Genomic DNA, 20,084 nt, shown 5'->3' on the forward strand with positions numbered 1-20,084 from the left:
GTGATGTCGCGCGGTCACCCAATCATTTTTCATCTGAGTCAACCGTGATCAAAATGTGCTTAGTCACTCTTTTTGAAAAAGAAAATGCATTTTTGCAACAGAAAATGAGTGGGGGTGTTTGGCACCTGTTAACAATTTAGCTACAATCCTAACAGGTCAGACCTCTAATCTATAAGGACATCATATGGCGACAAAACTATGCCGGACACACGCAGGGGAGCGAGTCGCGATTGTGAGTGGTATTCGCACTCCTTTTGCCCGTCAGTGGACAGCGTTCCGCCAAGTCACCGCGATTGAATTGGGAACCATGGTGGTGAATGAATTACTGCAACGCACGGGGATTGATAAGCAATTAATCGACCAAGTGGTTTTTGGTCAGGTGATCCAAATGCCTGAAGCCCCCAATATTGCCCGGGAGATCGTGTTGAATGCCGGACTGGATGTTCATACGGATGCCTACAGCGTAACACGTGCCTGTGCGACAAGTTTACAAGCATTGACCGCAGCATCAGAAAGTATTTTGTGCGGTAACGTTGATATTGCCATTGTCGGTGGGGCGGACTCTTCGTCTGTCCTGCCAATTGGTGTGTCTAAAACATTGGCATCTGCATTATTAGCCAGCTCGAAAGCGAAAACCCTGACGAAAAAGATTCGGGCCTTTAAGCGCATGAAATTTCGTGATTTATTACCGGTTCCACCTGCAATTGCCGAGTATTCTACCGGTTTGTCGATGGGGGATACGGCTGAGCAAATGGCAAAAACTTATCAAATCAGCCGGGAAGATCAGGATGAACTGGCCTTTCAGTCTCATCAGAAAGCCGCCGCAGCGTGGGCGTCTGGTCAATTGAGCGCTGAAGTGATGACCGCATACCCAAAACCTTATCACGAAGTGCTGGCTCAGGATAATAACTTACGGGCGGATACCTCCCGTGACGCATACCGCAAATTACGGCCTGCGTTCGATCGCCGTTTCGGCACGGTCACCGCAGCCAACAGTACCCCCTTAACCGACGGTGCCGCAGCGATGTTGATTATGCGTGAGCAGCGCGCGAAAGAATTAGGACTGCCAATCTTAGGTTATTTACGCTCTTATGCTTATCAAGCCATCCCGGTCAAACAGGATATGCTGATGGGGCCGGCGTATGCGACACCGCTTGCCTTAGAAAGGGCGGGGCTGACATTAGCGGATATATCGCTGATCGAAATGCATGAAGCGTTTGCATCTCAGGTGCTGGCAAATCTGAAAATGTTTGCCAGCCCCGGTTTTGCCAAGCAGATTGGACGCAGTCATCCTATCGGAGAGGTCGATATGACACGGTTTAATGTTTCCGGCGGCTCGATTGCGTATGGTCATCCGTTTGCGGCAACGGGGGCCAGACTGGTCACACAGTTACTTCATGAGCTGAAGCGCAGAAATGGCGGTTTCGGTTTGGTGACTGCATGTGCTGCGGGTGGTTTAGGGTCTGCATTGGTACTGGAGGTTGATCATGACTGAATTGCATCATTCTGAGCAGGGAAGTTTTCATCTGACGATTGAAGACGATCTTGCTTGGCTGGCGCTGGATGTGCCAGAGGAAAGCATGAATACGCTGAAAGCATCATTTAGCGATGAAATTGACGCCATTCTTGCTGATTTGTCGCAAGCGGAGCAGCACGTCAAAGGCTTGGTGATTTATTCCCGCAAACCGGATAATTTTATTGTCGGTGCAGACATCACCATGTTCGAGCAGTGCCAATCGGCCGAAGATGCTGCGAGTCTGGCAAAAATGGGACAGGATATTTTTCACAAAATAGAAGCGTTGCCGTTTCCGGTGGTTGCTGCGATCCATGGCGCATGTCTGGGCGGCGGGCTTGAACTGGCATTAGCGTGTGATTATCGGATATGTAGTGATGACCCGGTCACGGCTTTGGGCTTACCAGAAGTTCAACTGGGCTTGTTACCCGGTTCGGGAGGCACACAACGGCTCCCGCGTTTGATTGGATTACTGCCCGCACTCGATCTGATTCTGACAGGTAAAAAGGTTCGTAGTAAACAAGCATTGAAACTGGGTCTGGTCAACGCTTGTGTCGCGAAGGATGGGCTATTGAATGCGGCGCGGATGATCATCGAAAAACCGACTGACTTTAAGATCCGCTCAAGCTGGAAAAAGCGGCTGACAAGAGGTGTGCTGGCGTTGAAAACGGTCCGTCATTGGGTGATCGAACAGGCGCGTAAGAAAGCACAGGCGAAGGCGAAGCATCATTATCCGGCAATTGATACTATCTTAGACGTGATTCAACAAGGGCTCGATGACGGTATGAGTATCGGGCTGAGCAAAGAGTCTCAGGCGTTTGGTCGCTTGGCGATGACCAGCGAATCTCAGGCATTACGGTCGATTTTTCTCGCCACAACTGCGCTCAAACGGGAAATGAGAGCGGATGACCGGGGGAAAGCGGTTCAACATGTCTCGATTTTAGGCGGTGGACTGATGGGTGCCGGTATCGGCTATGTCACGGTTGATAAGGCTAAAAAGCGGATCAGGATCAAGGATGTCAGCCATCAGGGTGTGCTGCATGCATTTCAGTATATTTATCAGCGCTTGAATAAAAAATGTCAGCGGAAATATCTCTCTGAAGCGGACGTGCGGGCGACAATGGCAATGGTGTCTGGCAGCGTCGATTTTTCCGGCTTTGGTGAAACCGATGTGGTGATTGAAGCGGTGTTTGAAGATTTAAAACTGAAACAAGAGATGGTGGCATCGATCGAATCACATACCGGGGAGCACACGATTTTTGCGTCCAACACCTCATCTCTGCCGATTCATGACATTGCGGCTCACGCCGCCCGGCCGGAAAACATCGTCGGCTTACACTATTTTAGCCCGGTCGAAAAAATGCCGTTGGTTGAAGTGATTCCCCATCAGGGGACAACACCTGAAACCGTTGCGACGGTTGTCCGGTTAGCCTATCAACAAGGGAAAACCCCGATTATTGTTCAGGACAGTGCCGGATTTTATGTCAATCGTATTCTTGCCCTCTATATTAATGGCGCCGTACAGTGTTTGCTTGATGGTGAGCCGATCGAGAAAATTGATCAGGCGTTGGTCGATTTCGGCTTCCCGGTCGGTCCGATGACGTTACTTGATGAAGTCGGGTTTGATGTAGCTTTTAAGATCTCACCGATTCTCGTTCAAGAATTGGGTGAGCGCTTCCTCATCCCATCAGCATTGGAACAACTCATCAGTGATGGGAGAAAAGGGCGTAAGTCCGGGTTGGGATTTTATCGCTATAAAGGCAAGAAAAAACAGCCGGATCGTTCGATCTACCGTCAGCTGAAAATTCGCGAACAAGTGTCACTCAGTCATCACGATATTGCATTACGCTGTGTACTGCCGCTGTTCAACGAAGCGGTCATGTGTCTTGACCAGTCAGTGATTCGCCATGCTCGTGACGGAGATATCGGTGCCATTTTCGGAATCGGTTTCCCACCGTTTTTAGGCGGGCCTTTCCGGTATATGGATCAGGCCGGGTTACCGCAGATTGTCGAACAAATGCAGCGGCTGTCTGGTGACCTTTGTCAGCCGTGTCCGGCATTAATGGCGCGTCTGGAAAATCAGCAGCCATTTTATTCAGAGGAAAGTTATTCAGAGAAAAGTCCCGATAAAACATCACAGGTTGGTTGAGTAATGATGCTGAGTCGGGTGAATATGCTGCCCGGTCGCAGAACCATTGGAGACTCGATAAAGCTAGTGTATGCTAATTTGGACTGTCAAACTGTCGGCCAAAAGGACGAAAAATGGATGCACTAGAGTTACTACTGAATCGCCGCTCCGTTGCGAAATTAGGCGCACCTGCGCCAGAAGGGAAAGTATTGGAAAATATTATCCGGGCGGGGCTTCGGGCACCGGATCATGGCGGGTTAATGCCTTGGCGTTTTGTGATTGCCCAAGAGCACGGATTAAAGAAATTATCGGATATTTTAGTGCAAGCTGTGATTGCTGATAATGGTGATGAAGCGCAGCTTGAAAAAGTTAAAAATGCGCCTTTCCGAGCCCCAATGGTGATTACTGTGATTGCCAAAGTTACACCCCATGAGAAAGTCCCGGCATTGGAGCAGCACTTATCGGCCGGATGTGCCGTTCAGGCCATGCATATGGCAGCGCAGGCTCAGGGATTTCAGGGCGTGTGGCGTTCCGGTAAATGGATGTTCCATCCATTAGTTCATCAGGCTTTTGGTCTTGAAGGTGATGATGAGATCGTCGGTTTTCTCTACTTGGGAACACCGTTGCTTGAACCGATGAAAGTACCTGACCGAAATTTGTCCCGTTTTGTTGAATACTTATAAGATAAGTGCAGTCGTCAATGTATTGAGTCTTGACGAGCGTGAATCATCCTGATGATTTTGTGTCGGGGTGATTCACCGATTTCTGAACTGACCAGATGTCGTTATTAATCCATATGATATGACATGATGAAATCAATAAAGAGTCTGACTTTCTCGGGCAGATGATCTTTGTGATTGTAAAGCATATAGATATCTCTGGAGTTGGCGCTCCAGTCTTCCAGAATCTGAACCAATTCACCGACTTCCAGATATTCTTTGATCATAACGTCCGGCATGAGCGTAATGCCTAATCCCTCAGAACAGGCCATTCGGATGACATCTAGTGTATTGGCCTGAAACCGTCCCCGTTCATTATTGGTCACATGTTCACCCTTGGTATTCGTCAGTTGCCATTTTAGCAGCGGATTCCCTTTAAGCAGTGAATGGTGAGTGAGTTCTTCAGCGTGATGTGGTGCCGGGTGTTTTGCCAGATAGGTCGGACTGGCGACAAGAATATCTTTGACTTCATTAATTTTTCGGGCAATGAGCGAAGAATCACGTTGAGGACCGACCCGAAAAATGACATCCCACTCGGTGGGATCGAGCTGGTCAGCATGGTTACTCGTCGTGAGCTCAAGGTTGATCTCTGGATAGTTTTGCATGAAAGCCGTAAACATCGGCATCATCATTCGTTTCGTCAGGTTTGAGGGGGCCGATATTCTTATCTTGCCTGATGCCCCCCGACATTCGTCACTGATTTCTTCAGCGGCCATCGATAAGCGTTGTAAAAGAGGAGAACACTCTTTGAAGAAACGCTCACCCGCTTCAGTCAGCGATAATTTGCGGGCATGGCGGTTGAGTAATCTTAAATTCAGCGAATCTTCAAGCGCCTGAATACGCCGGGTGATAGTTGCCACCGGTATCAGGGTTCTCCGTGATGTCGCTGTGTAACTGCCATTCTCGACTACCAAGCGGAATAGATTTAAGTCGTCTAATTTCATAGTTTCCTGACATAACGGTTAATTAACGGGTTTCACCTATATACACGGAACTGAATTGTCAAAGTTTGAGGCATATCAACATGTTTATCGAAAACTCATTTTCCAAACATAGTGTATATCCGTAAGAATGGCAGTGGAACATAGAATTTGAAGCTTATTTTTGCATTTAAAAATAATATTTGTTGTGGTGCATGACTATTTGAACCGGTGTTTTAATGTATAGTATAAGATGCAAAACGAAAGTGAAACGTTTGTACTAATGGCCCGAAGAGGCTACTTTTAGTAAAAGCTATTATAATTCTCAATAATAAATTCGTGATGAGGTGTTTTACCCAGCGAAGCTTTTGAACTCACTTTCTCCACATTTTGCGTTTGTGAGGCAGTTAGTATGTTTAAACCCGAATTTCCTGACTCAGAGAAATTTTCTGGGCAAACACCGTTAAGTAATAAAATGATCCTCATTGTTGATGACGATCCGGTTTTTCGGCGGATTACCAGCGGCTATCTCCTGTCTCAGGGATGCACCGTTGATGAAGCTGAAGACGGTTTGGCAGGGCTAAAACAATTGAGGGTGCAACGTCCTGATTTGGTGATCTGTGATATTTCAATGCCGGTTTTGAGCGGTTTGGAATTTGTTGAAGAAGTGAGTCTGGCTTATCCCTGTTTACCGATGATTGTCATCTCCGCGACTGATGACATGTCCGATGTTGCACGCGCGTTGAAGCACGGTATTAAAGATTTCCTCTCTAAACCGATCAGTGACTATTCTCATTTAGGACAAGCGATTGCCAATACCTTGAGTGATACACAGAGTCATGTCTCGGATCAACGTGATTTCTCCAGCCAGTGGTTTCAAGTCGAAGATGGTGGGGATATTCCAGAAGAACAGGAATTATATTGGCATCTGGAATATTTACAGCAGAATTTGAGTGCAGCCCGGGAACTGCTCAATGCGTTGTTGCCGGAAAATGACACCAGTCAGGGCGTATGGCGATGTAGTTATCGTTTGCTGCAGTCTGCCGAAACCATGCCTCTCGTATTTGATTATGCTTGGCTCATGAACGGTCAATATGCTTTCTATATTGTGGATTCAGGGTCTCAGTCGTGTGATGGCATCGCGACGACTTTATTGATCCGTGCTCTGTTCCATGACTATCTGCGTAGCCTGAAATCGATGGGCGCTGATTTGAAAGATCTGGCTGATATCTTAGAGAAAGGTATTAACTGTACCGAATGCGCCTGCTCAATTTCAGCCATGATTGGTATTGCAGATCTCAGCGATGGGACGTTGTCGATTTTGCCAGCTGGCATGGATTGCTTCTGGAGTAACGGTCAAAATAGTCAGCATATTGCCGGTGGCGTTTCTCTGGGCGACAACTGCCGGAAAAATTTCATCACACAGGATTTACCATTACGAGAAAGTTCCGAGATTTCTGTTAGTCGTCTCGGTATTAGTTCATTTTCACTGAATATCAGCCAAAAAACCGAATCATAAAACGACATTACTTTTGTTGCTCATCATTGCATTATGCACTTTTCACGCGATTCCGGTTGAAGACCCTGTTGCGAAGTCCGAAGAAAATCACTAGCATGAGCGAGAAGTGTGCCCACTCTTCGAGTGGGCGTTTGTTTTTTTAGGCACTACCAATTTTGAGGTGGTATGCTTGTTTTTTTACTGAGACCGCGCGAACTTCAATCAACAAGCCAGTTTGATGCGGGTATCCAGACAAATAGACATAGATGATGACTACAGACACAATTTCACTAATTAAATCCAGCATTAAGAGTATCCCGGATTATCCGAAACCAGGCATTCTGTTTCGTGATGTCACCAGCCTGATGGAAGATGCGCAAGCATATCGGGCAACGATCCAACTGCTGGTTGAACGATATAAAAATATGGGATTTACCAAAGTCGTCGGAACGGAAGCGCGAGGATTTCTCTTTGGTGCACCGTTAGCGATTGAGTTGGGGGTCGGATTTGTGCCCGTTCGTAAACCGGGGAAACTCCCGAGAAAGACGCTGGCTGAGTCTTATGAACTGGAATACGGTATCGATATGCTAGAAATTCATGTCGATGCGATTCAAGCAAATGATCAGGTCTTGATTATTGATGATCTACTAGCTACCGGTGGCACGGTTGAAGCGACGAGCAAGCTGATTCGACAATTAGGAGGTAAAGCTGAACACGCCGGCTTTGTGATTAATTTGCCTGAATTAGGCGGCGACAAGCGTCTGGAAGCTTTAGGCTTAGAGATTTTCAGTATTTGTGATTTCGAAGGCCACTAAGGCTGACGATCATTCATGATCAGCACAGATTTGAATGATGAACAGAAAGTGTAAACGGAATAATTGATGAGTTATCTAGCATTAGCAAGAAAGTGGCGACCAGCGCAGTTTTCTGAAGTTGTCGGACAGGCACATGTACTGTCAGCTTTGGAAAATGCATTGGCACAGAATCGACTGCACCATGCCTATCTTTTCAGTGGTACGAGAGGGGTAGGGAAAACCACAATCGGACGGTTATTTGCTAAGGGGCTGAACTGTGAAACCGGCATTACCGCCCATCCTTGTGGGCAGTGTGCTGCTTGTCAGGAAATCGAACAGGGCCGGTTTGTCGATTTACTTGAAATCGATGCAGCATCGCGCACGAAAGTCGAAGATACCCGCGAATTGCTGGATAATGTGCAGTATAAGCCTGCCCGGGGGCGGTTTAAGGTCTATCTGATCGATGAAGTCCATATGCTGTCCCGTCACAGTTTCAATGCACTGCTAAAAACGCTGGAAGAACCACCAGAATATGTCAAATTCTTACTGGCAACGACGGATCCTCAGAAATTACCGGTGACCATTCTGTCCCGCTGTTTGCAGTTTCACTTAAAACCGATTGGCATCGATCACATTGAGCAGCAGCTCGCGTTCATTCTCAATGAGGAACAAGTCACTGCCGAGGCGCGCGCTTTGGGCATGATCGCTCATGCAGCCGATGGCAGTATGCGAGATGCACTGAGTCTGACGGATCAGGCCATTGCACTCGGAGATGGGTCGATTCAGGCCAACCTTGTGTCTCACATGTTGGGAACCATTGATACTGATCAAGCACTTCATCTCTTGCAGGCATTAAGTCACAAGCAGCCTCAAACCGTGATGGCCTACGTCGAACAGATTGCGGCGAATGGCATCGCATGGGATGCATTGTTGCAATCGCTTGCCACTCAAATTCATCGGGTTGCAATGTATCAAATGCTGCCTTCGACGTTAGATAAATTGCAGCCGGATGCAGAGAAAATTAAGCAACTGGCACAAGATCTGAGTGCAGAAGATGCTCAACTGTTTTATCAGATTGCATTGAAAGGTCGGGAAGATTTGCCACTCTCGCCGACACCGCGCATCGGTCTGGAAATGGTATTACTACGTATGCTGGCTTTCCGTCCGGTTGCAGTTTCACCTGTTCATGGCATCAGTACTGAGGTTAGTTCTGATGTTGCAACGCAAAAACCGGCACCTATGGTGAATGGTCCGACTGCATCAACAATAGCGCCTGCTACATCAATGCCGTCTCAGATTCAGCCGGAATATCAACGCGAAACGTCTGAGATAGCGCATACTGCGCCAGATGTGACTGCAAATACAAATCATGTTTCTCAGTCTGTCGCTGAAACCGAGTCACCAGCTCCGGCTGATAGTGAAGCGTCAGTCGCACCGACAGTGCATGACAACTCATCCTCACCACGCGTTGGCCTGAGACATCAGCTTCGTTCTCAACGTCAGTCTGTCCAGTCGTCAGGATCATCGACCAAAGGTACACCGACAAAAAAGTCTGAAACGGCATCAACAAAATCAGATTCGGTTTTTGATCGGCTGATGCAAAAGCGGAATGATGATCTTCTGATGCCGTCGGACGTTGATTCTCAATTGGATGCAGAGACCGCAGTGGATGCAGCTGAGCCTTATCAATGGCGTCCGACAATAGAAGTTCCGGACACACCCGTCGATAAGTCCATCACACCGGCAGCACTGAAACAGGCATTGACGCATGAAAAAACTCCGGAAATGGCGGCCAGACTGACCGATGAAGTCATTCAAGAAGATGAGTGGGCCGCGCTCATACCGCAGTTGAATTTGCCGAAACTTATCGAGCAGTTAGCGCTGAATGCATCCTATCAACTGGAAGGTAATACGGTTCATTTATCGTTACGTGCCCATCAGGCGCATTTGAATACCGATAAAGCGCAAGCTATTTTGAAAGAAGCATTTGAACATGTGCTGGGAATGGCTTGTGCATTAGAGATTCGAGTGGCGGATGACGGAGTGACACCGTTGGAACGTCGGGAGCTGCATTATCAAGCAAAACTGGAACAGGCGTTCGTGAGTTTGAACGATGATCCCAATGTTCAATTTATCCAGCAACGTTTTCAGGCACAGTTAGATCAAGAGAGTGTCCGTCCGGTTTAATTCGCTTAATGTTTATCCGGTGTCGACGTTAAAAATGAGCGTCAGAATCGGGTGTAAAACGTAGGCCTAAGAAGGGGGTTGAATTCCCGGCAGGGAACCCCCACAGTATGTGTAATATATCAATGACAGAGAGATAAACATGTTTGGTAAAGGCGGAATGGGCAACCTGATGAAGCAAGCCCAGCAAATGCAAGAGCGTATGCAGAAGCTTCAAGAAGAAATTGCAAATATGGAAGTCACTGGTGAAGCTGGTGCCGGTCTGGTGAAAGTGACTATGACCGGTAGTCATAGCGTTCGCCGGGTCGAAATCGATGAAAGTCTGATGGAAGACGATAAAGAAATGGTTGAAGATTTGGTTGCTGCTGCCTTTAATGATGCTGCCCGTCGTATTGAAGAAACCCAAAAAGAGAAAATGTCATCCGTGACGGGTGGAATGCAACTTCCTCCCGGTATGAAGATGCCATTTTAATGGTTCAGTAAATTTATGCGTACCAGTCAAATGCTGGAACATCTGATGGAAGCCTTGCGTTGTCTGCCCGGGGTCGGCCCCAAGTCAGCACAACGCATGGCTTTTCATTTGTTACAGCGTGATCGTCAGGGGGGGCTCCGCCTAGCGGATGCGCTGAATCAGGCAATGACTGAAATTGGCCATTGTCAGACGTGCCGGACCTTTACCGAAGAGGATGTTTGCCATATTTGCAAAAATCCCAAACGACAGGAAAATGGTCAGCTCTGTGTGGTGGAAAGCCCAGCGGATATTGCAGCCGTTGAAGCGACAGGACAGTTCTCGGGCCGTTACTTTGTTCTCATGGGACATTTATCACCATTGGATGGTATTGGCCCCGCAGATATCGGTTTGGATCTGCTCGATTTTCACTTGCAACAAGGCGATATTACCGAAGTGATTTTGGCGACCAATCCGACCGTCGAAGGAGAGGCAACGGCACACTATATTGCCGATTTGTGCCAGGCTCATCATGTTTCAGCGAGTCGTATCGCGCATGGCGTGCCTGTTGGCGGTGAGCTAGAACTGGTAGATGGGACGACGCTGTCCCACTCGATCATGGGACGCCAGCGACTCTCCTGATTTTATCTCATGTTTTTAGCCATCAATCATGCGAGACATTCGTCATATCGAATCTCTCGCATGTTGTATTTGGATGATGCAGAGATAAATACAATCTTATCCTTATCGCGTGATTCAGCGTGACTGCTGCGATGGCGAAAACGTGGTGTTTTCCAGCTCACTGATAATCGTCAGTGCCTCTTGATTGCTGGTACCACAGATTGCCTCATCACTTTTGAAATCACTACACACCTGAGGACGATCATCGGACCCGAACAGTTTACAGAGATTGTTTTCATCTAATTGGACACAGCGAACCCCAGCCGGTTTTCCGTCAGGCATTCCCGGAATCGGGGAAGAAATACTCGGTGCGATACAGCAGGCGCCACAGCCTAAGCGACATTCCATAAATCCTCTAGAGTCATCATGATTCAAAACAGCGGATCATAGCAGACTGAATCCCAATTGGCATACGTTTATGCTTGAACTCTTTGTTGAGGGCAGGTATAACCCGTATCCGGATCCATAACCACAAAAGTACAAATATGACTATTCCATTCTGGCAAACCAAATCATTAGATGAGATGAGCGAAAGCGAGTGGGAATCGCTGTGTGACGGCTGTGGCAAATGTTGCTTACATAAGCTAATGGATGAAGATACCGAAGAAGTTTACTACACCAATGTGGCTTGTAGTTGGCTGAACAGTAAAACATGTGCCTGCAAGGATTACCCCAACCGTTTTCAATCCGGTGAGGAATGTCTGAAACTGACCCGGGAAAATATCGATGAATTTCACTGGTTACCGGAAACCTGTGCTTATCGTTTGTTAGCTCAACATCAACCGCTGCCCGCATGGCACCCGTTAATCACGGGCTCTAAATCAGCCATGCACGCTGCCGGAGAGAGCGTCCGCAACAAAGTCGTTTATGAGATTGATGTGGTGAGCTGGGAAGATCATATTTTGAACAAGCCGACTGAACCCAAATAAGCCTTGATTCGGGTACTGAATCCGAAGAGCAACCCTCCCGCCAGACCGAGCAAATGCGCCTGAATGGCAACCGGTGCTTCAATGAGCGCCTGAGTTGCCTCGGAAGCACCGAAACACTGCTCCCAGATGACCTTGCCACATACACCCACAACGAGCAGCCAGCTACTTTTCCTGCCTTGCAAAGCTTCACTCAGTGCGAAGCTGGCAAACAGGCCATGCAATGTACCGGACAGTCCGACATAGAAATCAAGATCGCTCCAGAAAAGCCCGATGCCAATCAACAAACTCAATAGCAGTAGTTGTTGCCAGAGTGCGCGGACTGAGGGACGAAAAATCAAGGTAATTAGCCAGAGTGCAATCAGATTCATCGCTAGGTGGGTTGTATTGGTATGGGTGAAGTTTCCTGTTACGATCCGCCACCATTGACCTTGCGTGATAGCTTGTTTGTCCCAGACCAGCATATCCGCAAGCGGAGAGAATTGAGCGAGGATACATATGATACTGATCAGACTAAGGGTGAGATAGATATGGGATCGCGTTATTGTATTCAATGTCAAAAAGCGCATAAGGCCTGTCTTTGTTCCACGATTGTCCCGTTGTCTTGAGCTTATCATCCTTCTGCATCCGACAGAAGATAAAGGACACACACCGACCTCAATCAATTGATGAGTGTGTTTTATTTTTCAGCATCATTTAAGTTTTTAGATGGATTTTTAAGCGTAAGTAGGATGTAACTCAGATAAAGGGCTGGGGAATAATTTGTGAAGTACGGATTTTGGAGTATAACGAAAACCCAAGGATAAGGGGAAAAACTAAGGCTGAATGCTTTGCGTCGATTAAGAAATATGAATGCCGATCATGCGTTTCCGTTTGAGGTGATGTTTGGCGAAGTTCAGACGTTCTGCTGAACCAATCCAGAGCCTTGGCTTCTTTTCCAACGTTGTACAAAGGGTGAGAGATTCTTGTTGGGACAACAATAGCCGCGTTAAAATATTTGGTAATTGAGGCGAGATATAACCGCGCTTATCTGCTCGGATTTGCCGACCGACCCAGTCTACGAATTCAATATAGTCTGTTAGCCGGAAAGGAATTGCGTGTTTTTTATCCGGATGTCCATATCCCATAAAATCAGCCAGTTCGGGGATTTTTATTTTTCCTTGTTCGAGTGCAATCAGCCGTTTTTTCAGCGATGTATGTTCCGATTGTTCCGGCGTTTCAGAGATACCGGCCCGAACCGGGTTGAGATCAACATAAGCCATAGCCGCCAGCAACGCTTTGTCATCAAGTAAAGCCTGAGATTTGAATCGTCCCTCCCAGAATCGCCCGGTGCACTGGTCTTCTTGATTCGCGAGCAGTGCAATCTCGTAATTAATTTCTTTCATCAACCAACTGAGAGAGTAGAGTCGCTGGCGCCAAGTCTCGATGACTTGATCACAAGCCTCGTATTCTGCTTTAGAAGCCAAGTGACCGGACAGAAAACGTTGGATCAAAGATGGCATCTGATGCTCGGTACACCATCGTTCAACGACTTGATGTTGAGAAAGAGACAGCGCGGCCTGTTTATCAATAAAAGCGACCAGGTGATAGTGATTACTCATCACTGCATAGGCACAGATACGGATGCAATAGATGGAAGACAGCGACAGAATTCGAGATTCAACCCATTCACGGCGATGTTCATACGATTGACCGCTATAGCTGTCGTATCCACATAGAAATGAGCGGCGGACACAACGAGAAACGCAGTGATAATACGGTGTCACTTCAGGACAGATGAGTTGTGAACGGGCGGTTGTCATAGGTTGAATTTAGATGATGAAACATAAGCCAATCGTGAAGGAATGAGAGAGTAAAGAGAAGTCGTGACTCGGACTATTTCGAGTGAATGCAAATTTATACCTGATTGGCCATGAAATATTTCACGGAAATAGAGAAGTGTATTTGGATGTGTGTCCGCTGACCCTCTATAAATCTTAAAGCGTCTGTCCTCGTAAACTCGCTCGTAAGTTCGAGAACGATAGGTGTGTGTCCCCGTCGAAGCTCGAGCTAAGGCGCGTGTCCCCGTAAGCTATGTAAATCTTTCTTACAAAAGTTATACAAAATAAAATTTGTACAACTTTTTAAAGTGCACTATCTTAAATTAATAAATTATACGGAAATATTTCTTGTACAACAAAATGAGGTCTGCTCATGGATGTTCAAACCGTTGCGCTGTTTTATGCTCAGCTCAACAAACATAATCTGGATACACTACTGAACGATATCTATCACGACGCGATTGTATTTGAAGATGCGGTCCATCGTATTGAGGGCGTGGCCGCCCTGTCTCACTATTTCACCAACCTCTATCAAAACGTTGAACGTTGCGATTTTACGGTTCATGAGCAGCACCCGATTCACAATGGTGGATTTCTGACTTGGACCATGCATTTGCAACATCCGAAGCTCCGTCACGGTCAACTGGTCAATGTGCGGGGTGCGACACATATTCGTTTTCAGGACAACAAAGTCATTTATCACCGCGACTACTTTGACTTGGGTGAAATGCTGTATGAACAATTGCCACTCCTTGGTCGTGTTATTCGCTGGATTAAGCAGAGGTTAGCGCAATGAGTTGTGTACTGATCACCGGCGCGACGTCCGGTATCGGTAAGCAGTTAGCACAAGACTATGCACGACAGGGGTGGCAAGTGCTCGCTTGCGGCAGAAATAAAGATGTACTGAATGAACTGCGTGATAAGCATGCTTCGATTACCCCATTGCAGTTTGATTTGACTGATATTGAGCAAACACTTGCGATACTGAGTGAACTGCCGTTTACACCCACATTGTGGATCCTCAATGCCGGGGGCTGTGAATACATCAATGATGGTGTTATGGATGCAAAACTTATGGCGCGTGTGATGCAGATTAACGTGCTGGGGCTAGCTAATACGATTGAAGCAATTCAGCCACATTTAAAATCGGGTCATCGTGTGGCAATTGTCGGCTCAATAGCCAGTGAACTGGCGTTACCTCGTGCAGAAGCTTATGGTGCATCCAAAGCTGCGGTCGGGTATCTGGCAAGGTCGTTACGATTGGACTGGGCTCGCAAAGGGATTGATGTAACTTGTGTATTTCCGGGATTTGTTGCTACGCCACTGACCGAGAAAAATACTTTTGAGATGCCGATGATGGTTTCGGTAGAAAATGCTTCTCAGTCGATTCGCAAAGGATTAGAGAAGGGGGTTGCGAATCTTTACTTTCCGGCTCGTTTTACTTGGATCATCCGGTTGTTGGGCATGTTGCCCTATGGTTGGCAATATCGGCTTGCGCGTCGGTTTTTTGCACCGAAAAGGACCACATCATGAAAATTGCGATTATAGGCACCGGGATTTCAGGACTAACGTGTGGTTATTACCTGCATGAGCAACATGATATCACGTTGTTTGAGGCGAACGATTATATCGGTGGGCATACTGCGACTGTGGATGTCAATGTGGCTGGTCAGCACTATGCCGTCGATACCGGGTTTATTGTTTATAATGATCGGACTTATCCCCATTTTATGCGCATGATGAACGAAACCGGGGTCAGAGGGATTCCGACACAGATGAGTTTCAGTGTGCGTAATGACGCCAACGGGCTTGAGTATAATGGTCATACATTAGCAACTTTGTTTGCGCAGAAACGGAATTTGTTGAAGCCCAGTTTTTACCGCTTTATCGGTGAAATTCTACGCTTCAATAAGCTTGCTAAAGCGGCAGCAGACACCCCTGAGTTGCAGTTGCAAACCCTCGGACAGTTTCTGGCCCATCATCGTTTTTCGGATTATTTCTGTCACAACTACATCTTGCCAATGGGCGCTGCAATTTGGTCATCGACTTTAGCGGACATGCGCGCATTTCCGCTGATGTTTTTTCTGCGTTTTTTCCTCAATCACGGATTATTGGATGTCACAGACAGACCACAGTGGTATGTGATTGAAGGCGGATCGCGGGCGTATATTGAACCACTGACTCAAGGCTATGTGGATCGGATTCGCCTTAGTACACCGGTCAAGCAAGTAAGACGCAGTCCGCTCGGCGTTGAGGTCGAGACCGAACAAGGTGTCGAAACATTTGATGAGGTTATTTTTGCCTGTCACAGCGATCAGGCGCTTGCCATGCTTGGCGATGCCAGTCAGAGCGAAACCTCAGTTTTGTCTGCAATGACTTATCAGGCCAACGAAGTGGTGCTGCATACGGATACAAGTTTGCTTCCTAAGCGTCAATCCGCATGGGCATCCTGGAATTACTGGTTGCATGGTCACGAGGGTGAAGAGATGAAACTCCCGTCGCTGACCTACAACATGAATATTTTGCAACACATTAAGAGTGACATAACGTTTTGTGCCACGCTCAACAGCACTGAGTATATTGACCCGGACAAGATTCTCCGACGGTTTGTCTATCATCATCCGGTTTTTACCGAATCTTCGGTTCGCGCGCAGCAGCGTAAATCAGAAATCAGTGGTGTTAATCATACTTGGTTTTGTGGTGCTTACTGGCACAACGGTTTCCATGAAGACGGGGTAAGGAGTGCACTTGATGTCATCACACAATTGCAATCCCAAGTGGTCAACAGAGACAAGGGTGTCGCATGATGACCAGCCAAACGGATGTTACACGTAGTGCATTAATGGTCGGCCATGTACGTCACCGTCGTTTCACGCCGGTTACCCATTCGATTCGTGCTTCGTTATTTATGCCATGTATCGATCTGGATGAGTGGCCGATACTCCGGCAACAAGTGTGGGGGCTGGGGGAGCGCTGGTGGCACTGGGCACGTTTTCACCGGGCTGATTATCTGGGGGAAGGAGACTTGAAAACAGCCGTGCAGGATAAAGTGTTACAGCTCACAGGCGAGCAAGTGCGCGGCAAAGTATTCGCGGTGGTACACCTGCGTTATTTCGGTCTCTATTTCAGCCCGGTGAACTTTTACTATCTTTATGATCAGCAAGGGACTTGGCGTTACTTACTTGCAGAGGTCAGTAATACACCTTGGAATGAGCGCCACTATTACGCGGTTCCGGCAGAACGTGGTGCGCAGGGCGAGAACTGGATACACGACAAGGCTTTCCATGTTTCACCATTTAATCCCGTTGAACAGCAGTATCAATGGAAACTGAAACCATTATCGGATGCCCTGATGGTGCACTTGGCATGTCATCGGGAAACCAAGGAATTTGATGCCACACTGGCGTTAAAAGCACAGCCTTTTACCTCAAAAAGTTTGCTCAAATTGTTGATTCGGACACCGATCATGACGGTCAAGGTATTGACTGGGATTTATTGGCACGCGTTGAAGCTATGGCTCAAAGGTGCACCGTTTTACTCTCATCCCAAGTCCCGCTGACATGAGACCCATAAAAATAGTTAGGAGAACGCGCAATGTTCAATTCGCCTTCATTAGAGATGCCTAAATCACTTAAATTGTGGCAGCAAGGTGCTCGGACCATGGTGCTGAAATCCCTACGTCTGATAAAAATCGGCAGCCTGACATTAGAAGAAAATTTTGCAGGACAGGCGCGTATTTCTGCTGCTATACCACAGCAGAACAGTGTGGAACAGTTTGGGTTTGCACATGACGATCAGCCACAGGCTCATATTCGAGTGAATCATCCCGAGTTTTATGCCTGCGTTCTGAAAGGTGGCAGTATTGCGGCAGCGGAAGCATATATGGACGGTTGGTGGGACAGTCCGAACCTGACCGCTGTAACTGAACTGATGGCGCGGAATTTAAACGCACTGGATCAATTGGAAGCGCAAAGCAGCATTTTCGTCCGGACGATGCACAAAGTCGGCCATTGGCTGAAACGAAACTCGATTGGGCGTGCCAAGCAGAACATTGAAGCGCACTACGATTTAGGCAATGACCTGTATCAGACGTTTCTCGACCAACGGATGCTGTACTCGAGCGCTCTTTATCTCAATACCAATGATTCACTGGAGCAGGCCCAAATACAGAAAATGGATCGGTTGTGTCAGCAATTACAACTGACCGCTAATGACCATGTGATTGAAATCGGTACCGGGTGGGGCGCAATGGCGATTTATATGGCGCAGCATTATGGGTGCCGAGTCACCACCACCACGATTTCCGAACAGCAGTACACGTATGCGCAGGCAGAAATTGAGCGCTTGGGACTCGGTGCGCAGATTACCTTACTCAAACAAGACTACCGCTTGCTTGAGGGGCAGTTTGATAAGCTCGTGTCGATTGAGATGATTGAAGCGGTGGGGAAATCCTATCTGCCGTCTTATATCGCAAAGTGTCAGTCGCTGCTTAAACCCGGTGGCTTGATGGCGATTCAGGCGATTACCATTGTCGATCAACGCTTCGATGATTACAGTAATAACGTTGATTTTATTCAGAAATATATTTTCCCCGGTGGCTTTTTACCTTCCATCACCGTGCTGACCCAAATGGCGACGCGTCACACCGATTTTGTTGTTCGCGATGTGTTTGATCTGGGGCTCGACTACGCACGGACGCTGGCTGACTGGCGTTGCCGCTTTGAAGCATCACTAGATAAAGTGAAGTCACTGGGATATGACGAACGTTTTGTCCGCATGTGGCGTTACTATCTGTGTTACTGCGAAGGCGGTTTCAAAGCGCGCACTATCAGCACCATCCATATGACTTTACAACGGGGACAATGATGCGCCGTTTCCTGCTGGTTTCACTATGGTTTGAAGCGATTTGGCTACTCGCCGTATTGGGACAGGCGCGTTTGCAGTGGGTCACGATTGGATTGGTAACCGTCACGATGGCGTACACTGCATTACGCTATCCGTTGGTTCTCAGCCGCATCATTGCTGTGGCAGCTATCGGTATCACATTGGATTACATCAATCTATATCTCGGATTATTTGCCTTTCCCACGCCCTATCTGCCGATCTGGCTGATCGGGTTGTGGTTTGCCTTTGCTTGGTTCGCCAGCTTTGCCATACCGGCCGTCAGCCACTTACCACCTTTACTGATTTTTAGCGCAACGGCATTCGGTGGGGCACTGAGTTACTGGGCGGGCTATCGGTTTGGTGCCGTACACTTTGAATGGCCTGTTTTAGGAGCGGTGTGTGTCCTGTTTTGGGAATGGTTCGGATTGTCTCTGTTACTGATGAAGGTATTTAGGAATGCAAACGCCACATTTAACCGCGACACTCTCTCTGATCGCGATCCTCTGGACCGCCACCGCTAACGGGACAGAGATTCAGGGGACGTCATCCAAACCGTGGACCGACTGGCCGATTGTCGGTCAGGCAACGTTATCTTGGTTGTGGTTTGATATTTATTCATCACAGCTGCGTACACCGGATGGTCACTACGAACAAGTACAACGGGATGTCGCACCGCATCCCTTGGCATTAGAGCTTCGGTATTTACGTGATATCAGTAGCAAAGAATTGCTTGAGGAAACCCAAGCGCAGTGGGAGAGGCTGGGGTATGACACGGCGCAATCGGACGCGTGGCTAACGGTGTTGGCCGAGATGATGCCCAGTGTTAAAACGGGGGTGCGTCTGGCATATGTCACCGATGGTCGTTCAGGGCAGCTGTATTACTTTCCCCTGCAAGGGCAGCAACGTCTGCTCGGCAAAGTCGAGAATAAACAGCTGAATGATGCATTTTTGTCGATTTGGCTGTCACCGAATGCTGAGTATCCGAAACTTCGCAATCAATTAATAGGAATGAAACCATGAGACATATGCTGAAAGTTTTGTCGCTGGTGATGTTAGTGCTTATTGTCGGTTGTTCAGCCGACTTAAAAGAGTATCAGGCCAGCCAACCCGCTTTTGATCTGTTTGGCTATTTTCAGGGCGAGACCCATGCATGGGGCATGGTACAGGATTACAGTGGTAAACAGACGCGCCGCTTTGAGGTCAAAATTAAAGGGACAGTCACCAGTGAGACGCTGACTTTAGTGGAAGATTTTGTCTTTCACGACGGTGAAAAAAATCAGCGCATCTGGACGATTACCCGCAGTGCCGACGGACATTATGAAGGGCGAGCTGACGATATCATTGGTGTCGCGACAGGGCAGGAAATGGGGAATGCGTTACAGTGGCAGTACGATTTTTTGCTTAAGACAGACGACAGTGAAATCACGGTGTCCTTCGATGATTGGCTGTTCCGTCAGGACGAAAAACACCTGTTTAATGTCACCAGTATTCGCAAGTTCGGCTTGGAAGTCGGACGTATTACACTGTTTTTTGCAAAGTAACCTTGCTTCGGAAAATCACATGAGTGAT

The 20,084-nt window shown here is 47.6% G+C and carries 21 protein-coding genes; 17 read left to right on the top strand and 4 right to left on the bottom strand.

Going from position 1 to position 20,084, the window contains the following annotated elements:
- Positions 1-184 precede the first annotated feature (184 nt).
- From fadI to VRK_RS04830, 3 genes are all read left to right on the top strand, one after another.
- Positions 185-1,495 (top strand): acetyl-CoA C-acyltransferase FadI, encoded by a 1,311-nt coding sequence (gene fadI / locus VRK_RS04820; RefSeq protein WP_059120337.1) that lies wholly within the window; start codon positions 185-187, stop codon positions 1,493-1,495.
- On the top strand, positions 1,488-3,662 hold the full coding sequence (gene fadJ, locus VRK_RS04825) for a fatty acid oxidation complex subunit alpha FadJ (protein WP_082671312.1): 2,175 nt from the start codon (positions 1,488-1,490) through the stop codon (positions 3,660-3,662). The genes fadI and fadJ overlap by 8 nt, the downstream gene beginning before the upstream one ends.
- A gap of 113 nt (positions 3,663-3,775) precedes the next feature.
- Positions 3,776-4,324 (top strand): NAD(P)H nitroreductase, encoded by a 549-nt coding sequence (locus tag VRK_RS04830; protein WP_059120338.1) that lies wholly within the window; start codon positions 3,776-3,778, stop codon positions 4,322-4,324.
- 104 nt (positions 4,325-4,428) lie between these two features.
- On the opposite strand, the gene VRK_RS04835 is transcribed toward VRK_RS04830, so the two are convergent.
- Positions 4,429-5,304: a LysR family transcriptional regulator gene (locus tag VRK_RS04835; protein WP_059120339.1), complete on the bottom strand. Its 876-nt coding sequence runs from the start codon at positions 5,302-5,304 to the stop codon at positions 4,429-4,431.
- 388 nt (positions 5,305-5,692) lie between these two features.
- Here VRK_RS04835 and VRK_RS04840 point away from each other — a divergent pair, with 388 nt between their 5' ends.
- The 5 genes from VRK_RS04840 to recR all read left to right on the top strand — a co-directional run bounded on the left by VRK_RS04840 (position 5,693) and on the right by recR (position 10,846).
- Positions 5,693-6,799, top strand: a complete 1,107-nt coding sequence (locus VRK_RS04840) for a response regulator (RefSeq protein ID WP_059120340.1) — start codon at positions 5,693-5,695, stop codon at positions 6,797-6,799.
- Positions 6,800-7,047: 248 nt separating this feature from the next.
- Positions 7,048-7,593 (top strand): adenine phosphoribosyltransferase, encoded by a 546-nt coding sequence (gene apt / locus VRK_RS04845; protein ID WP_059122649.1) that lies wholly within the window; start codon positions 7,048-7,050, stop codon positions 7,591-7,593.
- A gap of 66 nt (positions 7,594-7,659) precedes the next feature.
- Positions 7,660-9,759 carry a DNA polymerase III subunit gamma/tau gene (gene dnaX, locus VRK_RS04850; protein WP_059120341.1) on the top strand — a complete coding sequence of 700 codons (2,100 nt, stop codon included), beginning with the start codon at positions 7,660-7,662 and terminating at the stop codon, positions 9,757-9,759.
- Positions 9,760-9,898: 139 nt separating this feature from the next.
- Positions 9,899-10,228 (top strand): YbaB/EbfC family nucleoid-associated protein, encoded by a 330-nt coding sequence (locus VRK_RS04855; protein ID WP_059120342.1) that lies wholly within the window; start codon positions 9,899-9,901, stop codon positions 10,226-10,228.
- A gap of 15 nt (positions 10,229-10,243) precedes the next feature.
- Positions 10,244-10,846 (top strand): recombination mediator RecR, encoded by a 603-nt coding sequence (gene recR / locus VRK_RS04860; protein ID WP_059120343.1) that lies wholly within the window; start codon positions 10,244-10,246, stop codon positions 10,844-10,846.
- A gap of 114 nt (positions 10,847-10,960) precedes the next feature.
- Here recR and VRK_RS04865 read toward each other — a convergent pair whose 3' ends face one another.
- Positions 10,961-11,233 (bottom strand): YkgJ family cysteine cluster protein, encoded by a 273-nt coding sequence (locus VRK_RS04865; protein ID WP_059120344.1) that lies wholly within the window; start codon positions 11,231-11,233, stop codon positions 10,961-10,963.
- A 137-nt stretch (positions 11,234-11,370) separates the two neighbouring features.
- On the opposite strand from VRK_RS04865, the gene VRK_RS04870 reads away from it, so the two are divergent.
- Positions 11,371-11,814 carry a YcgN family cysteine cluster protein gene (locus VRK_RS04870; RefSeq protein ID WP_059120345.1) on the top strand — a complete coding sequence of 148 codons (444 nt, stop codon included), beginning with the start codon at positions 11,371-11,373 and terminating at the stop codon, positions 11,812-11,814.
- Here VRK_RS04870 and rrtA read toward each other — a convergent pair.
- Positions 11,781-12,380, bottom strand: coding sequence for a rhombosortase (gene rrtA, locus VRK_RS04875; RefSeq protein ID WP_059120346.1), 600 nt, complete (start codon positions 12,378-12,380; stop codon positions 11,781-11,783). The genes VRK_RS04870 and rrtA overlap by 34 nt on opposite strands.
- A 270-nt stretch (positions 12,381-12,650) precedes the next feature.
- Positions 12,651-13,613, bottom strand: coding sequence for a hypothetical protein (locus VRK_RS04880; RefSeq protein ID WP_059120347.1), 963 nt, complete (start codon positions 13,611-13,613; stop codon positions 12,651-12,653).
- A gap of 391 nt (positions 13,614-14,004) precedes the next feature.
- Between VRK_RS04880 and VRK_RS04885 the strand changes: the two genes are divergently transcribed.
- The 8 genes from VRK_RS04885 to VRK_RS04920 are packed head-to-tail and all read left to right on the top strand — an operon-like array spanning position 14,005 to position 20,056.
- Positions 14,005-14,427, top strand: a complete 423-nt coding sequence (locus VRK_RS04885; RefSeq protein WP_059120348.1) for a nuclear transport factor 2 family protein — start codon at positions 14,005-14,007, stop codon at positions 14,425-14,427.
- Positions 14,424-15,164, top strand: coding sequence for an SDR family oxidoreductase (locus VRK_RS04890; RefSeq protein ID WP_059120349.1), 741 nt, complete (start codon positions 14,424-14,426; stop codon positions 15,162-15,164). Before VRK_RS04885 ends, VRK_RS04890 begins: the two co-directional genes overlap by 4 nt.
- Positions 15,161-16,438 carry an NAD(P)/FAD-dependent oxidoreductase gene (locus VRK_RS04895; RefSeq protein ID WP_059120350.1) on the top strand — a complete coding sequence of 426 codons (1,278 nt, stop codon included), beginning with the start codon at positions 15,161-15,163 and terminating at the stop codon, positions 16,436-16,438. Before VRK_RS04890 ends, VRK_RS04895 begins: the two co-directional genes overlap by 4 nt.
- On the top strand, positions 16,435-17,190 hold the full coding sequence (locus VRK_RS04900; RefSeq protein WP_059120351.1) for a DUF1365 domain-containing protein: 756 nt from the start codon (positions 16,435-16,437) through the stop codon (positions 17,188-17,190). Before VRK_RS04895 ends, VRK_RS04900 begins: the two co-directional genes overlap by 4 nt.
- Before the next feature lie 35 nt (positions 17,191-17,225).
- A complete protein-coding gene (locus VRK_RS04905; protein WP_059120352.1) occupies positions 17,226-18,497 on the top strand; it encodes an SAM-dependent methyltransferase in 1,272 nt (423 codons plus the stop codon).
- Positions 18,494-19,036: a DUF2878 domain-containing protein gene (locus VRK_RS04910; RefSeq protein ID WP_231735738.1), complete on the top strand. Its 543-nt coding sequence runs from the start codon at positions 18,494-18,496 to the stop codon at positions 19,034-19,036. Before VRK_RS04905 ends, VRK_RS04910 begins: the two co-directional genes overlap by 4 nt.
- Entirely contained in the window at positions 18,972-19,535 is a 564-nt protein-coding gene (locus VRK_RS04915) for a chalcone isomerase family protein (RefSeq protein WP_197413053.1), read from the top strand. Before VRK_RS04910 ends, VRK_RS04915 begins: the two co-directional genes overlap by 65 nt.
- A complete protein-coding gene (locus tag VRK_RS04920) occupies positions 19,532-20,056 on the top strand; it encodes a DUF3833 domain-containing protein (protein WP_443083411.1) in 525 nt (174 codons plus the stop codon). Before VRK_RS04915 ends, VRK_RS04920 begins: the two co-directional genes overlap by 4 nt.
- The last annotated feature ends 28 nt before the right edge of the window (positions 20,057-20,084 follow it).

The organism is Vibrio sp. MEBiC08052 (genome assembly GCF_001506075.1).
Lineage (GTDB): Bacteria > Pseudomonadota > Gammaproteobacteria > Enterobacterales > Vibrionaceae > Vibrio.

What these genes read in the sequence shown, in the direction of transcription:
- fadI (WP_059120337.1), top strand. Translation starts at nt 185, where the DNA reads ATGGCGACAAAACTATGCCGGACACACGCAGGGGAGCGAGTCGCGATT.
- dnaX (WP_059120341.1), top strand. Translation starts at nt 7,660, where the DNA reads ATGAGTTATCTAGCATTAGCAAGAAAGTGGCGACCAGCGCAGTTTTCT.
- VRK_RS04890 (WP_059120349.1), top strand. Translation starts at nt 14,424, where the DNA reads ATGAGTTGTGTACTGATCACCGGCGCGACGTCCGGTATCGGTAAGCAG.
- VRK_RS04855 (WP_059120342.1), top strand. Translation starts at nt 9,899, where the DNA reads ATGTTTGGTAAAGGCGGAATGGGCAACCTGATGAAGCAAGCCCAGCAA.
- VRK_RS04840 (WP_059120340.1), top strand. Translation starts at nt 5,693, where the DNA reads ATGTTTAAACCCGAATTTCCTGACTCAGAGAAATTTTCTGGGCAAACA.
- VRK_RS04905 (WP_059120352.1), top strand. Translation starts at nt 17,226, where the DNA reads ATGTTCAATTCGCCTTCATTAGAGATGCCTAAATCACTTAAATTGTGG.
- VRK_RS04910 (WP_231735738.1), top strand. Translation starts at nt 18,494, where the DNA reads ATGATGCGCCGTTTCCTGCTGGTTTCACTATGGTTTGAAGCGATTTGG.
- VRK_RS04880 (WP_059120347.1), bottom strand. Translation starts at nt 13,613, where the DNA reads ATGACAACCGCCCGTTCACAACTCATCTGTCCTGAAGTGACACCGTAT.
- recR (WP_059120343.1), top strand. Translation starts at nt 10,244, where the DNA reads ATGCGTACCAGTCAAATGCTGGAACATCTGATGGAAGCCTTGCGTTGT.
- VRK_RS04835 (WP_059120339.1), bottom strand. Translation starts at nt 5,304, where the DNA reads ATGAAATTAGACGACTTAAATCTATTCCGCTTGGTAGTCGAGAATGGC.
- VRK_RS04830 (WP_059120338.1), top strand. Translation starts at nt 3,776, where the DNA reads ATGGATGCACTAGAGTTACTACTGAATCGCCGCTCCGTTGCGAAATTA.
- fadJ (WP_082671312.1), top strand. Translation starts at nt 1,488, where the DNA reads ATGACTGAATTGCATCATTCTGAGCAGGGAAGTTTTCATCTGACGATT.
- apt (WP_059122649.1), top strand. Translation starts at nt 7,048, where the DNA reads ATGACTACAGACACAATTTCACTAATTAAATCCAGCATTAAGAGTATC.
- VRK_RS04900 (WP_059120351.1), top strand. Translation starts at nt 16,435, where the DNA reads ATGATGACCAGCCAAACGGATGTTACACGTAGTGCATTAATGGTCGGC.
- VRK_RS04865 (WP_059120344.1), bottom strand. Translation starts at nt 11,233, where the DNA reads ATGGAATGTCGCTTAGGCTGTGGCGCCTGCTGTATCGCACCGAGTATT.
- rrtA (WP_059120346.1), bottom strand. Translation starts at nt 12,380, where the DNA reads ATGCGCTTTTTGACATTGAATACAATAACGCGATCCCATATCTATCTC.
- VRK_RS04915 (WP_197413053.1), top strand. Translation starts at nt 18,972, where the DNA reads ATGCAAACGCCACATTTAACCGCGACACTCTCTCTGATCGCGATCCTC.
- VRK_RS04895 (WP_059120350.1), top strand. Translation starts at nt 15,161, where the DNA reads ATGAAAATTGCGATTATAGGCACCGGGATTTCAGGACTAACGTGTGGT.
- VRK_RS04920 (WP_443083411.1), top strand. Translation starts at nt 19,532, where the DNA reads ATGAGACATATGCTGAAAGTTTTGTCGCTGGTGATGTTAGTGCTTATT.
- VRK_RS04885 (WP_059120348.1), top strand. Translation starts at nt 14,005, where the DNA reads ATGGATGTTCAAACCGTTGCGCTGTTTTATGCTCAGCTCAACAAACAT.
- VRK_RS04870 (WP_059120345.1), top strand. Translation starts at nt 11,371, where the DNA reads ATGACTATTCCATTCTGGCAAACCAAATCATTAGATGAGATGAGCGAA.